12 protein-coding genes and 1 pseudogene are annotated in these 12,917 nt (G+C 60.8%); 6 read left to right on the top strand and 7 right to left on the bottom strand.

Features of this window, described 5'->3' with window-relative positions; genetic code table 11:
* Positions 1-10: 10 nt before the first annotated feature.
* Positions 11-1,609, bottom strand: a complete 1,599-nt coding sequence (locus ACTG2O_RS06970) for a BCCT family transporter (protein WP_019445742.1) — start codon at positions 1,607-1,609, stop codon at positions 11-13.
* A 9-nt stretch (positions 1,610-1,618) separates the two neighbouring features.
* A complete protein-coding gene (locus tag ACTG2O_RS06965) occupies positions 1,619-2,146 on the bottom strand; it encodes a hypothetical protein (RefSeq protein WP_069526903.1) in 528 nt (175 codons plus the stop codon).
* Positions 2,147-2,309: 163 nt separating this feature from the next.
* Between ACTG2O_RS06965 and ACTG2O_RS06960 the strand changes: the two genes are divergently transcribed.
* Positions 2,310-2,789: a MarR family winged helix-turn-helix transcriptional regulator gene (locus ACTG2O_RS06960; protein ID WP_013723454.1), complete on the top strand. Its 480-nt coding sequence runs from the start codon at positions 2,310-2,312 to the stop codon at positions 2,787-2,789.
* A 122-nt stretch (positions 2,790-2,911) separates the two neighbouring features.
* Here the strand turns inward: ACTG2O_RS06960 and ACTG2O_RS06955 are convergent, their stop codons facing one another.
* The 3 genes from ACTG2O_RS06955 to ACTG2O_RS06945 all read right to left on the bottom strand — a co-directional run bounded on the left by ACTG2O_RS06955 (position 2,912) and on the right by ACTG2O_RS06945 (position 6,551).
* Complete coding sequence (locus tag ACTG2O_RS06955; RefSeq protein ID WP_439975516.1) at positions 2,912-4,045, bottom strand: glycerate kinase; 1,134 nt, start codon at positions 4,043-4,045, stop codon at positions 2,912-2,914.
* Positions 4,046-4,054: 9 nt separating this feature from the next.
* The gene (locus ACTG2O_RS06950; protein ID WP_439975515.1) at positions 4,055-5,317 is read right to left on the bottom strand and encodes a GntP family permease; all 1,263 of its coding nucleotides are present in this window, start codon (positions 5,315-5,317) and stop codon (positions 4,055-4,057) included.
* A 118-nt stretch (positions 5,318-5,435) separates the two neighbouring features.
* Positions 5,436-6,551: a sugar diacid recognition domain-containing protein gene (locus ACTG2O_RS06945; protein WP_439975514.1), complete on the bottom strand. Its 1,116-nt coding sequence runs from the start codon at positions 6,549-6,551 to the stop codon at positions 5,436-5,438.
* A gap of 209 nt (positions 6,552-6,760) precedes the next feature.
* On the opposite strand from ACTG2O_RS06945, the gene ACTG2O_RS06940 reads away from it, so the two are divergent.
* A complete protein-coding gene (locus ACTG2O_RS06940) occupies positions 6,761-7,135 on the top strand; it encodes a YacL family protein (RefSeq protein WP_031227767.1) in 375 nt (124 codons plus the stop codon).
* Positions 7,136-7,201: 66 nt separating this feature from the next.
* Positions 7,202-7,498, top strand: a complete 297-nt coding sequence (locus ACTG2O_RS06935) for a hypothetical protein (protein ID WP_005340323.1) — start codon at positions 7,202-7,204, stop codon at positions 7,496-7,498.
* A gap of 67 nt (positions 7,499-7,565) precedes the next feature.
* On the opposite strand, the gene ACTG2O_RS06930 is transcribed toward ACTG2O_RS06935, so the two are convergent.
* Complete coding sequence (locus tag ACTG2O_RS06930) at positions 7,566-8,303, bottom strand: substrate-binding periplasmic protein (protein WP_439975513.1); 738 nt, start codon at positions 8,301-8,303, stop codon at positions 7,566-7,568.
* A 120-nt stretch (positions 8,304-8,423) separates the two neighbouring features.
* Here ACTG2O_RS06930 and ACTG2O_RS06925 point away from each other — a divergent pair, with 120 nt between their 5' ends.
* From ACTG2O_RS06925 to ACTG2O_RS06915, 3 genes and pseudogenes are all read left to right on the top strand, one after another.
* Positions 8,424-9,254 carry a lysostaphin resistance A-like protein gene (locus ACTG2O_RS06925; protein WP_439975512.1) on the top strand — a complete coding sequence of 277 codons (831 nt, stop codon included), beginning with the start codon at positions 8,424-8,426 and terminating at the stop codon, positions 9,252-9,254.
* Positions 9,255-9,452: 198 nt separating this feature from the next.
* Positions 9,453-10,770, top strand: a pseudogene (locus ACTG2O_RS06920) (sphingomyelin phosphodiesterase).
* Positions 10,767-11,552, top strand: coding sequence for a hypothetical protein (locus ACTG2O_RS06915; protein ID WP_439975511.1), 786 nt, complete (start codon positions 10,767-10,769; stop codon positions 11,550-11,552). Before ACTG2O_RS06920 ends, ACTG2O_RS06915 begins: the two are co-directional and overlap by 4 nt.
* A 2-nt stretch (positions 11,553-11,554) precedes the next feature.
* On the opposite strand, the gene ACTG2O_RS06910 is transcribed toward ACTG2O_RS06915, so the two are convergent.
* The gene (locus ACTG2O_RS06910) at positions 11,555-12,775 is read right to left on the bottom strand and encodes a DEAD/DEAH box helicase (RefSeq protein WP_439975510.1); all 1,221 of its coding nucleotides are present in this window, start codon (positions 12,773-12,775) and stop codon (positions 11,555-11,557) included.
* Positions 12,776-12,917: the final 142 nt, after the last annotated feature.

Genomic DNA, 12,917 nt, shown 5'->3' with positions numbered 1-12,917 from the left:
GCTGGTGCCGTTATGCCGGACCAATTCGCTCCATCAGGCTCATATGGGATGAGCCATCGTGGCGCTTGAGGTTCTGACGATACTCGAACTGGCGCTGGCTCTCCTGCTTGAGCCCCAGCATCAGCGAATAGCACATCGCCAACATGATCACCGAGAAGGGCAGCGCGGCTATGATGCTGGCCGCCTGCAAGGCCGCCAGGCCGCCGGAAACCAACAGGATGGCGGCAACCAATCCCTGCCCCAGACCCCATACGGCGCGGTGCAGCACCGGCGGCTCCTGATCACCGATGGAGAGCAGGGTGGTGATGACCAGCGTGCCCGAGTCACTGGAGGTGATGAAGTAGGTGCAGATGAGCAGGGTCAGCACAGCCTTGGCGATCCAGCCGAAGGTATCCCAGTGCAGCAGCTCGACCGTCTTGTAGAGCGCCAGCGTCACATCCTGATTGACCGCTGCCACCACACCGCCACCACCAAACAGCTCCAGATTCATCGCCGTACCGCCAAACACGGTGAGCCAGAACATGCCGAGCAGCGAGGGCACCAGCAGTACGCCGAGCACAAACTCGCGAATGGTGCGCCCCTTGGAGATGCGGGCGATAAACATGCCGACAAACGGCGCCCAGGCAATCCACCAGCCCCAGTAAAACGCCGTCCAGCTCGACTGCCAGGTCGAGGTGCCGTTGGCCTCGGTGTTGGTCCAGAAGCTCAGTTTGACGATGTTCTGCAGGTAATCACCGATATTCTGTACATAGGCGTTGAGGATATAGGTGGTCGGCCCCAGCACCAGAAAGAGCGCGAGCACGAAGACACTCAGCCAGATATTGAGCTCGGAGAGGATCTTCACTCCGCGCCCGACCCCGGAAACCGCCGACAGGGTGGCGATCAGGCTGATGCCACCAATCAGCCAGAGCTGGTTGGACTGCGATACGTCCATACCGAACATCTGGTTGAGGCCGGTATTCATCTGGGAGACACCCAGTCCAAGGGAAGTCGCCACTCCGAAGACGGTGCCGAACACCGCCAGCACATCGGCCGCATGGCCCCAGAAACCGTAAATCCGCTCACCGAGGATGGGGTAAAGCACGGAGCGGATCGCCAGCGGCAACTTGCGACGATAACTGAAAAAGGCCAGCGACAGGCCAACGATCACATAGATGGCCCAAGGGTGCAGGCCCCAATGGAAAAAGGTGAGGCGCATGGCGATCTGGGCCGCTTCCGGGGTCATCCCTTCGGTAATGAACGGATTGCCCTGCAGATGGTTCATCGGCTCGGCGATGCTCCAGAACACCAGACCGATCCCCATGCCAGCGCTAAAGAGCATGGAGAACCAGGCGAAGTAGCCGAACTCCGGTACCTGGTCGTCGTCACCCAGCCGGATGCTGCCAAAACGGCTGAACATCAGGTAGACAGCGAAGAACAGGAACAGGGCGACCACCAGAATGTAGTACCACTTGAACCCGGCAATAATCTGATCCTTGGCACCGACAAACCAGGCGGCCGCGGTATCGGGAACAAATACGCCAAACAGCAAAAACAGGGTGATCACGGTGAGGGCCGTCATGGCCATGGTGGGGTTGAGGCCTTTCAATAGCCCTTTGCTTGCTCGCATCCAGCCTCCTTAGTCGTTGTTGAAAAAGTCTTCGCCCACATGATCACCGGCACCGCCGATGGCGCGATAGACCAGTTTGCCAGCCGCCTGTTCGCGGTGATCTACCAGCGAAACCGAGGGCTGGCCGTTCACGGCGTGACGCTTGCCAAGGAAGATGGCCATGGGGACACCCAGATTGGAGACACCGCTGGTGATCCAGAGCCGGTTGAAGTCGTAAGAGCCGCCGATGAACTCCAGCTGGGCCAGGCCGGTATCGAGGCCGGTCAGATAGAAGTTCATGGCACTTTCGTCAGGAAAGAGGTGCACCAGCACATAGGCGTAGCGTAATTCATTCACCAACTCCTTTAGGTTGAAAGTACCTGTCTCACTGCAAGAGAGGGGTAACTCACCATCATAGTGGTGTACCTTGAGGTTGTTGGGGTCTTCATCATAGGCAGGCTGATAGCGCACGAAAGCCGAGGTATCCGGCAGTTCATAGCGCACTCTGACCACACGTAACTCGGCCACCAGAGACTTGATATCCAGCTCGTCATTCATCATTTCGCTCCTCAAATGTCAGGGTGAATTCCGTGAAATGCCCGTCAACCTAACACAAAATTAGTTAGAGCAGAAATTATTACAGCAAAAACCATATTGACCTTGTGACGAATTAGGCGGAAAATTTTGCCCCTCTCCATAGCCCTCCAATGACGCACACCCCATGGAAAAACATGATGAAGTGCTGGTCGCCCTGCGCCAGATTATTCGTGCCATCGACATGCACTCCAGGCGCTTGATCAAAGAAGCCGGGCTCACCTCCCCGCAACTCTTGCTGCTCAAAGGGATCGATGAGCTGGGACAGATCTCCATGCGCCAGCTGGCCGATCACACCAACATGAGCCAGGCCACCGCCACCACCATCATGGACCGATTGGAGAGCCGCCAACTGGTGCAGCGCGTTCGCAGCAATACCGACAAGCGCAAGGTTCACGCGACACTGACTGACGCAGGTCGCGCCCTGCTGGCCCAGGCCCCGACCCCGCTGCAAGAGCGCTTCATCCAGCGTTTTCAGGCGCTGGAAGCGTGGGAACAGACCCTGCTGCTCTCCTCCCTGCAACGCATCTCATCCATGATGAATGCAGACGAAATTGATGCCGCCCCGGTGCTGAGCGTCAGACCCCTCACCGAAGAGCAGGCATAAAAAAGCCGACCTGGATGGGTCGGCGAAAAGTGCTAAGGGCAACCGGATTTCTCATGAGTTGAGAAAGACCTGCATAGGGCAAGGGATGGTCGATGCCCGAATAACAGGCATCGACCCAAATATCAGCGGGGCAACCGATAGAGCGCTGCTACGTTGCGCGCGGTGAGTTGAATATTGGTGCTGGCGCTCTCCAGCGCCTCCGGCAGAGACATGGCGCGGTTGACCACGGCGAATACCGCGTCCAGCCCGTGATCATGTACCACACCGCAATCGTCGGTCAGGCAACCGGAGATACCGATCACCGGCTTGCCGAACTGCTTGGCGCAACGTGCGACACCGATTGGCGTCTTGCCATGGATGGTCTGGCTGTCGATACGACCTTCGCCGGTGATGACCAGATCCGCATCGGCCACTTCCTCGGCCAGTTTCAGCGCTTCGATGACGATCTGAATGCCTGGCTTGAGTTCGGCACCTAGCAGACCGACCAGCGCGGCCCCCATGCCACCGGCAGCACCCGCCCCCGGAATATCCTTCACCTGCTTGCCAAGGGCCTGCTCAATGCAGTCGGCATAACGGGAAAGGTTGGCATCGAGCTGCGCCACCATCTCGGGGGTCGCCCCCTTTTGCGGGCCAAACACCGCAGAGGCGCCTTTCGGGCCGCAGAGCGGGTTGTTCACATCGCACGCTACCTCGATAACCAGATCGCTCAGACGCGGATCCAGACTGCTCAGATCGATGGTCGCGAGCTCACTGAGACCTGCGCCACCCAGAGCAATAGGCGCACCATCCGCTTTGAGCAGCTTGCCGCCGAGCGCCTGGATCATGCCGGCACCGCCGTCATTGGTGGCGCTGCCGCCGATACCGAGGATCAGATGTTTCACCCCCATCTCCAGCGCAGCCAGGATCAGCTCACCGGTACCGAAGCTGGAGGTGAGCAGCGGATTGCGCTGCTCGGGAGCGACCAGATGGATACCGGAGGCGGCGGCCATCTCGATAACGGCGCGCTGGCCATCACCCAGCAGGCCGACAAAACCCTGTACCTTGTTGCCAAGTGGCGCGGTCACTTCGACCGGCAGAATGCGGCCACCGGTGGCATCGACCAGCGACTGCACCGTGCCCTCGCCGCCATCGGCCATCGGCAATTTGACGTAGGTGGCGCTTGGCAACACCTGTTTGAAACCAGCCTCGATGGCATCAGCCACCGCCATGGCGCTCAGGCTCTCCTTGAATGAATCGGGGGCAATAACAATTTTCATATCAATTCCTTAGGCGAGGCCAAACACGCCAAACATCAGGGTAGAGACAGCTGCAATGGTCAGACCGACTGCAGTTTCGTAAGGGATAAGTTTCAGGCGCTCACCTACCCCCATGTGGACGCTGCCACCGGTGGCATGGAAAAAAGAGCCGTGGGGCATGTGGTCAAATACGGTGGCACCGGCATGGATCATCGCCGCTCCGGCCAGACTGCTGATGCCAAGTTCAATCAGGGTGGAGCTGAATACGTTGGAGGCCACCACGGTACCGGCGGTGGTCGAGGCAGTCGCCAGCGACATCAGGGCACCGGAGATGGGCGCCAGCAGGTAAGAAGGCAGACCGGAGGCGGTCAGGCCGCTGATCAGCACATCTTTCAGGCCGGAGTTGGCGATGATGCCAGCCAGGGTACCGGTACCCAGCAGCATGATGGCGACCGGCGCCATACGAGCGAGGCCGGAGACCGCAAACTGGTTCACCTTGTTGAATTTACCCATCATCAGGGCGCCGACCAGACCACCGAGGGGCAGTGCAATCAGCGGATCCACCACGATACCGGCGACCGGCCGCAGGGCCAGCAGCAGGATGGCGACCAGAGGCGCGCTGATGGCGGCGGCAAAGCCCGGCAACTTGGCACCGGCAAAGCTCACCACCTCGTCGGCAGCAACCTTGCTGCCCTTGTTGTTCAGCCGCTTGGCCAACCAGTAGGCCATCACCAGACCGAACAGACCCGGGATGATGCCCGCCGCCATCACTGAGGTGAGGGGCAGATGGAAGGCATCAGCCGCGGCAATAGCGTTGGGGTTGGGGGACATGACGTTACCCGCCTTGCCTCCGCCGATCATAGCCAGCAGGATGGCCGCCTTGGAGAGGTCGGCACGGCGGGCAATGGCCAGCGCGATGGGGGCGACCGTGATAACGGCCACGTCAACGAACACGCCGACCGCGGTCAGGATCAGGGTTGCCAGCGCCAGTGCCAGCAGGGCGCGGGTTTCACCCAGCTTCTTGACGATAGTCTCGGCGATAGTGGTGGCCGCACCCGATTCGATCAGCACGCCCGCCAGTACACCGGCCGCCAGGATCCGCATCACCGCAGTGGTGATCCCCTGGGCACCGCCGATCATCAGGGCGACGGTCTGGGTCAGATCGGCACCGCCAATCAGGCCACCGGCCAGGGCACCCACGATCATGCCGTAAGCGGGCGGCACCTTCTTCAAAATGAGGATGATGGCGATGGAGAGCGCCGCGATGGCGCCAAGGGCTGTAACCGGGATCATGACGGACACCTTCAATGGGAGTGAGTGGCCGCCATTATGGAGATCTGCAATCAGAATGCTTTGGCTGAATAGCCAAAAATCACATCATATAAATGTATTTTTTTGTCTAAATTCACAATCACAAGTCGAGATTAAGGCCGAGATAGAGCAAAAACTTGTCGTCTAACTTGTTGAAATTCAACCCGGTTATCTGCTCTATCCGCCCCAGCCGATAGCGCAGGGTATTAGGGTGAATGAACAGGGCTTCGGCACAGCGATGCAGATCACAATCCTGCAAGAAATAGTGGCGCAGGGTCTTCTGCAGCGCCCCCTTGCCATCTTCCCGGGCCAGTTTCTGCAGCGGAGTGCGCAGCTGATCCGCCTGCCAGGAGTCCGCCAGACTGCCGAGCAGCACCGGCAAACGGTAATCCTCAAAGAAGTAGACCTGTTTGCGCGGCGCCTGCCGCATGCCACGGCGCAGGGTATCTCGCGCCGTCTGGTAAGAGCGCGCCAGCCCGTCGATCCCGGCGAAGTAATCGCCCACCGCGATATGCACCTTGAAGTGGGGAATGCGGGCCAGCAACTGCTTGATCCGGCTGCGCTCCTGCGCCGATTGCCAGACGCCATAACTCAATTGTGCCGGTTTGAGCACCACTATCTCGTCGAGCCCGTTGATGGCGACCAGATTGTCCCGCTCCGGATTTTCCAGCTGATGAACCAGCTCTCGCAGACGCGCCGGATCGGCCTCCTCCAGCGCCAGCACGGCCACCACCCGAGGCTGGGCCAACTCCAGCCCGAGAAAACGGGCCGCCTGCTGCAATTGATCGACTCGTCCCTCACCACGAATGAGCTGCAACACTAGCTCCTCCTTGTGGCGCTTGTCCCACTGCAACTGCTCGGTAAGCGCCGCCTGCTCCAGGATCAGTTCTGCCGTCATTCGCACCAGCTCGGCGTAAGCACGAACGATGTCCGGATCGCCGGAAATGCCGATCACCCCGATCAGCTCCCCCTGATAGGAGATGGGCAAATTGATGCCGGGCCGCACCCCTTTGAGCTGCAGGGCTGTCGCTTCGCTGATCTCCACCACCCGGTTTTCGGTCAATGCCAGCACGGCCCCTTCGTGGCGCTGATGGATCCGCTCCGGATTGCCGGACGCAATGATGAGGCCGTGTTCGTCCATCACGTTGACCGAGAACGACAGGATCTTCATCGCCCGTGCGACGATCTGGCGGGCAAGGTTATCGTTTAGCTGCATAACATCTCCGGACAAGGAACTGATCTGAGAGCGCCACTATGGGCCGATTCAGGGCACATGGGCGCAAAGATGCCACATCATCAAGACAAGCGAGAGGGGGATCGCTAGAATAGGCCACTTTACCCGATGTGTGCCCCGCCATGGAGCAGGAATTGCGTGCTTGCACCCGCCTGCCCGTGATGGCCCATCCCTCCGATCTGGACTGTGCTATGGATTATGAATTTCGCCGCGACCCGTTTGGTGGCTATCGCGCCCGGTTCTCCATGGGCCATGAAGCCATCGGTCAGTGGCTGATCGACGAGGTTGGCAAGGATGAGGAGAAGCTCGACGAGCTCTTCTCCATCATTGATCAGCTCTCCAACCGCACCCGAGTCGAATACCGGCTCAACGGCGGTGACTACTCCCTGCTGCTGACCCATGAAGAGGCGGAGGTGAAAGCCAACGCCCTCAATATCGAGCTGGGTGAGGATCTTGACGATCTCGCCTACTACGATGATGAACAGCTGGCCATGTGCGGGCTGGAAGATTTTGCCCAGGTGCTCGGCTCCTGGCGCGCCTTTATCCGTAACGAGGATATGGGCTGATTAACCCAATGTCGGATTACTATGTCGGGCAAACGTGCCCTTTTGCCTAACTCAACAGGATTGACTATGTCTATTTACGATTTTGATGACGAACTGCCGGAAGACGAAGAACAGGAATCCACCAAGAAAGCGGCTGCACCTGCCAAGAAGAAAGGCAAGCAGGTGATGAACACTCAGGTCAACCTGAGCCCGCGCGATGCCAGCCGTCTGAACGGCATGCACGTTGAAGCGATCGCCACGCTGGACGACGTCAGCCTGCCGAAGAACGTCATCTTCAAGGCTGGCCTGATCGCCCTGGGCGAACTGGAAGCCAGCAAGCGCGCCGATATCATCGCCCGCGTGATCGCAGAATCAGGCCGCTAAGCGTCCCTGAAGGCAAATAGAAAGCCGGAGCCACTGCTCCGGCTTTTTGTTTTCCGGCCGTGCACTCTCAACGGCAATCGATCCCCTTTCCGGCTCGGGAGACCAGTTGGTCATAGCGACCATCGGCACGGGCGGCAGCCAAGGCATGATTGAAGCGCTCAAGCAGGCTGGCGGCCTCCGGGTACTGCCTTGAAATGATCAGATAAAAAGTGTCGCTCTGGCGAAAGTGGGGCAATGCCTGCAGATGGCAGGGATCGCCAAACAGTTGGCGGCTGGCATCCCGGGTCACCGTCTCGTTCATCGGCAGCAGATCGATCCGTTTGCGATCCAGCAGTTGCAGACACTGTGCCAAGGTCTTGGGGCGCTGCAGATCCAGCCCGAAACGCTTGATTACCCCGTCGGCATGGCTGGTACTCCACCCCAGCGGAATACAGACACGCAACCCTTGCCAGCGGCCAGCCTGAATGGCCTCGCTCCCCCGATAGGTGAACCAGGAGAGGCGATCTATATGAATGGGAGCACTGTAGTGGAAGAGCTTGGCCCGCTCGGCAGTCCAGGCGTAGGGGAAGGTGGCCGCGACCAACCCATTACGGGTCAACTGATAGCCGCGGGGCCAGGGCAGGTAGTCGACCTGGAGCTCTCGATACCCGGCCTCTTGCAGCAGGGTCGTCACCAGCCGGGTGCTCTCGCCGCCGTCAGACAGTGCCTTGCCGGTATAAGGGGTGAACTCACCGGTCACCAGCAGCAAGGGTGCGGCCTGCAGCCAGACACACCAACAACACAACAACCACAGACAGTGCTTCATCAGCTGCTCTCCCTTTACCCTGTTGATGAGTATAGAGAAGGGATCCGACCACCTCCTGCGCGGTTGTCCTGCTGACGCCCACTTGTTAAGGTTGCCGCCTGCCTCGATCAAGGAGATCCAATGCTACCCCTTCCCGACTCATTTATCTGGGGCGCGCTGGCGCTGGCCGTGCTGCTTGCCCTCTTCCGCCAGCGTCTTCCCGCCTTGGCCCTGCTGGGACTCTCCCTGCTGCTGGCACTGTGGCTTGACCGAATGACGCTACCCGCCCTGCTGGTCTCGGTCGCAGGATTACTGCTGGCGTGGCGTACGCCAACCCTCCCCGCCCGCTGGGCGATGGCGGCCAGAGTGGTGCTGATCCTCTGGGCGATTGCGCTGACCCTGCACCTCATCCCCGGCTTCAACAATCTCAAGGTGCTGGATCAGGCGCTGGCAGGCCCCGCCAGCGTGCCGTTCAACATGTATCTGAACCTCGACAAGCCGCTGCTGCTCTTTGGCTTGCTGCTGGCCTGCCCGATGCTGCTGGGCAAGGGGGGCGCAATCCGCTGGCGCCCGCTGGCCCTGTTGCTGCTGCCGCTGGGTGCCCTGCTGGTCATCGCCTGGCAGTTGGGGGCACTGAAACCGGAAGTGGGTCTGCCCCACTGGTGGTGGCTGTTTGCACTCAACAATCTGCTGTTCACCTGTGTGGCGGAAGAGGCGCTGTTTCGCGGCGCGATCCAGCAGGGGCTGACCGAGCGTTACCGCCCCTGGATTGGCATCGTCGTGGCCGCGCTACTGTTCGGAGCCATCCACTTGCCCGGTGGCCCACTGCTGGTGCTGTTTGCGACCCTGGCAGGCTGCTGCTACGGCCTGGCATTCCAGCTCAGCGGGCGACTCTCCGTGGCCATCCTGATCCACTTCGCCTTCAACTTCGCCCATCTGGCGCTCTTCACCTACCCGCTGGCCCACCGCTAACTCCTGAAGGCGCCTGACACGGGCGCCTTCCCTCGCTCTTCCCTCTCTCTTTAAGCGTGCTGCCTCGCTCGCTTTACTCCGCCAAAAAGCTCCAAACAAAACCAATTCATTTACTTGTAACCAAAATGTAAACAAACTGACCTCTGCATTCGCCATAACAGTCACTTTCCATTGCCCTGCAACCAAAAGGATCCTGTGATGCAGAAAACCCTCAGTTATGCCGCCCTGCTGCTGGTCAGCCAGTTCCCGCAACTGGCACTGGCCGATACCGATGTCTACCTCACCAACAACAGTCCTGAACCGCTCCAGATCGACATCCGCCAAAGCGGCAGCGGCCAACTGCAACCCGGCAGTCAGTGGAGCCAGCACCGCACCGAGCTGGGCCCGTGGGAGAGCGCCATGGTACTCAGCTTCAATCGCTATGAGGGGGTAAAAGCGGGCAAGAGCTATCTGTTCGAAACCCGCGTGAGCACAGCGGGTGGCGACGTCTATCGGCTCAACCAGCTGATGGAGGGAACCTGGTGGAACACCACCTTGCAGCACGGTGGCGAAACGCCGACCGGCGCATCCGGCTGGCAAAACGATCGGGTGATCCACCGCGTTGCGGGGCCACAAGAGCTGGCCTTTGCCGCCAAGTTCACCGGCCGCTACGACGATCTGCACTATATGATCACGCCCCCCCCCCAAAAACGGGAGCAACCGGAACCGGCAGAAAATAGGCTCAAGGTGGCCAGCTACAACGTCTGGGCGCTGCCTGTGATCGCCTCCAGCATCGGCGAGCGGTTGACCTTGCTGCCTGATTATCTCAAGGGTTATGACGCCCTGCTGCTGCAAGAGGTATTCGATGGCCGCCGAGGGCTTTTTACAGGCGCTGGCGAAAGAGTACCCCTACCAGACCAAGGTGCTCGACAAGCCCGGGGTCAACATTCATGACGGCGGCGTGGTGATCGTCAGCCGCTATCCCATCGTGCGGGAGGCCCAGCTGGTCTATCCCCAATGCACCGGTACCGACTGCTTCGCCGACAAGGGGGTGATGTACGCCGAGGTGATCAAGGGGGGCAAGGCGTGGCACCTGTTCGCCACCCACACCGCCAGCTTCGACACCGACGAGGCGCGCAAGCTGCGCCAGATCCAGTTCGGTCAGATCCGCTCTCTGGCAGCCAGCCTCAAGATCCCGACCACGGACACCGTCATCTACGGCGGCGACTTCAACGTCAACAAGCGCAAGTTTGCCGATGACTACGCCAACATGCTGGCCAATCTGAACGCCCATGAACCCGCCTATGGCGGCTACACCGAAGCCACCTTCGATCCCAGGATCAACCCCTATGCCGGTGGCCCACTCTCCGGTGGCGCCAACGTCGAGTATCTGGACTATCTGGTAGTAAGCCGGGAATACGGCAGCGCCAGCCACAACCTCAACACGGTCTGGATCCCGCGCAGCAGCGATGGCAGCCTCTGGCCCGCCAGCAACCTCTCAGACCACTTCCCGGTCAAGGGAGAGATCAGCCGATGACTCGCCGTTACGGGATACTGGCACTGGCTATCCTGACCCTTTTGCTGGTGAATCTGGGCTGGCAGGAAGAGCAGTCCCCGATATCGCCAGAACGGTCGACGACGCCCTCTCCGGCCGATATGCAGTTGCCAGCAGAACCGGGGAGCCCGCCTCCCCGCATGCCAAACGCTGAGGGGATGGATGGCAAAAGCAAAGAAGTGCGCAGCAGCTGGCAGGCGATGCCGGATGAACTGATCAACCAGCTTGCCAGCGAGATCAGCGACAGCGAGTTGCCGCTGGCGCAGCGCGTGAGCAATCTGGAAGCAACAGAGGCCGGGTGGCTGAGCGAGGGGGAGAGCCTGATCCGGTTACAGGGGCGCTATGCCCTGGCGCTGGATCAGTTGGCGCAGGAGAGCGAGCAGTTACCGCTGGCCGAGCGGCTGGACACCCTCACCCATTTGCAGGATCGGTGGGCGGCGGATCATCCGGATCTGGCGGTGGATCTGTTCAACCCGGATGCCCGCCTGCAGCAAGCCCGTCAGCTGTGGGGAGATGAGGAGCTGGCCACCCTGGCCCATCACTTCCTGCCCGCAGAGAAAGTCGAAGCCACGCTGGCGTTTGCCGAGGCGCGCCAGCAGCAGCTCGATCAACGCAGCCGCTACCAGCGAGAGCTGGCCGAGCTGGAGCAGCAACTGGCGATCAGCCAACAGCAGATGGATCCTGCGCTGTGGCAACAGCACAAGGAGGAGGTATTGAGCCAGTGGCGTCGTGACTTCTTCGCGCGGGAGCAAGGCAAACCCTGAGGTCAGCGCTTGCCCTTGAACTGCTTGACGCTGCGTTTGGCCTGAGTACGGCGATTGGCCTGCTTGTCACGAGGGGGGCGCTTGCCCTCCCCGCTGGCAGGCTGGTCAGTGACCGGGAATCCCGCCAGATCGCCCAACGGCAGCTCGCGGCCGGTCAGGGTGCGAATGGCTTGCAGCATGTCACTCTCGCCATGACAAACCAGCGAGATGGCCAGCCCCTCGCGGCCAGCCCGGGCGGTACGACCGATGCGGTGTACATAGACGGGGGCACTGGCGGGCAGATCCAGATTGATCACCACCGGCAGCGCCTCCACATGGATGCCACGCGCCATCAGGTCGGTGGCCACCAGCACCCGAATTTTGCCCTCTTTGAAATCGCCGAGCGCCTGCTCGCGCACCGCCTGCTCCTTCTCGCCATGGAGGGCGGCCACCGCAATGCCCGCCTTGGCCAGCTTTCTGGCCACCCCGTCGGCATCATCCCGCGCACTGATAAAGACCAGCACCTGCGGCCACGCCTGCTCCTTGAGCAAGCTGATGAGCGCCGGGACCTTGCTGCTCTTGTTGACCAGATAGAGCCGCTCTTCGATCTCGTTCACCACGCTGTTGAGGGGGTTGGCCTCGATACGGGTGGGCTCGCGCAGCAGGCCGTTGGCCAGCGCCTCCAGCTCGGCAGGCAAGGTGGCGGAGAAGAGCAGGGTTTGGCGATCCGCCGGAATAAAGCCGAGCAGCGCCTTGATGTCGGGTGCAAAGCCCATCTCCAGCAGGCGATCCGCCTCATCCAGCACCAAGAGTTGCAAACCATCCAGCCCCAGCAACTGTTGGGTCAGCAGATCCCGCAACCGCCCCGGCGTGGCGACCAGCAGCTGTGGCCCCTGCGCCAGTTCGGCCTGTTGCCGCTCCTGCGCAACGCCCCCACACAGCGTCACGATACGCAGCCCCAGCGCCTCGGCGCCCTCTTCAAGCGCGGCAGTGACCTGAGTCGCCAGCTCGCGGGTTGGCACAAGCACCAGACCCTGCACCTGACTGGAGGAAGGATCCAGCCGTTGCAGCAGCGGCAAGCCAAACGCCAGCGTCTTGCCGCTGCCGGTCTGGGCCAGCGCCAGCAGATCCTGCACCGCCAGCGCAGCCGGAATGGCCAGCTGCTGGATGCGGGTCGGCGTCTGCAAGGTGGCGGGCAAAGAGGCAAGCAGAGCGGGATGGAGGGCAAGTTCACTAAAGGTCATGGCGCTACGTCAACAAAGAAGTGGGAGGCGAAGTCTAGTGAGCGGGGGCCGAGAAGTAAAACCCTATCCATGATGGCTTGGCCGGGGGCGCTGGCGACGGGCTGACTACACTTTAGCTGACCCATCACCAAGAGAGACACGC

Source organism: Aeromonas sp. 61P (assembly GCF_051919545.1).
GTDB classification, from domain to species: Bacteria; Pseudomonadota; Gammaproteobacteria; order Enterobacterales; family Aeromonadaceae; genus Aeromonas; species Aeromonas veronii.
Note: the sequence above shows the minus strand (reverse complement) of the source record. Positions and strands in the feature narration are given on the sequence as shown.

Bases quoted from the DNA above. Each gene is read 5' to 3' on its own strand.
- ACTG2O_RS06910 (WP_439975510.1), bottom strand. From the start codon at position 12,775: ATGACCTTTAGTGAACTTGCCCTCCATCCCGCTCTGCTTGCCTCTTTG.
- ACTG2O_RS06955 (WP_439975516.1), bottom strand. From the start codon at position 4,045: ATGAAAATTGTTATTGCCCCCGATTCATTCAAGGAGAGCCTGAGCGCC.
- ACTG2O_RS06915 (WP_439975511.1), top strand. From the start codon at position 10,767: ATGACTCGCCGTTACGGGATACTGGCACTGGCTATCCTGACCCTTTTG.
- ACTG2O_RS06935 (WP_005340323.1), top strand. From the start codon at position 7,202: ATGTCTATTTACGATTTTGATGACGAACTGCCGGAAGACGAAGAACAG.
- ACTG2O_RS06950 (WP_439975515.1), bottom strand. From the start codon at position 5,317: ATGATCCCGGTTACAGCCCTTGGCGCCATCGCGGCGCTCTCCATCGCC.
- ACTG2O_RS06940 (WP_031227767.1), top strand. From the start codon at position 6,761: ATGGATTATGAATTTCGCCGCGACCCGTTTGGTGGCTATCGCGCCCGG.
- ACTG2O_RS06960 (WP_013723454.1), top strand. From the start codon at position 2,310: ATGGAAAAACATGATGAAGTGCTGGTCGCCCTGCGCCAGATTATTCGT.
- ACTG2O_RS06945 (WP_439975514.1), bottom strand. From the start codon at position 6,551: ATGCAGCTAAACGATAACCTTGCCCGCCAGATCGTCGCACGGGCGATG.
- ACTG2O_RS06970 (WP_019445742.1), bottom strand. From the start codon at position 1,609: ATGCGAGCAAGCAAAGGGCTATTGAAAGGCCTCAACCCCACCATGGCC.
- ACTG2O_RS06930 (WP_439975513.1), bottom strand. From the start codon at position 8,303: ATGAAGCACTGTCTGTGGTTGTTGTGTTGTTGGTGTGTCTGGCTGCAG.
- ACTG2O_RS06925 (WP_439975512.1), top strand. From the start codon at position 8,424: ATGCTACCCCTTCCCGACTCATTTATCTGGGGCGCGCTGGCGCTGGCC.
- ACTG2O_RS06965 (WP_069526903.1), bottom strand. From the start codon at position 2,146: ATGAATGACGAGCTGGATATCAAGTCTCTGGTGGCCGAGTTACGTGTG.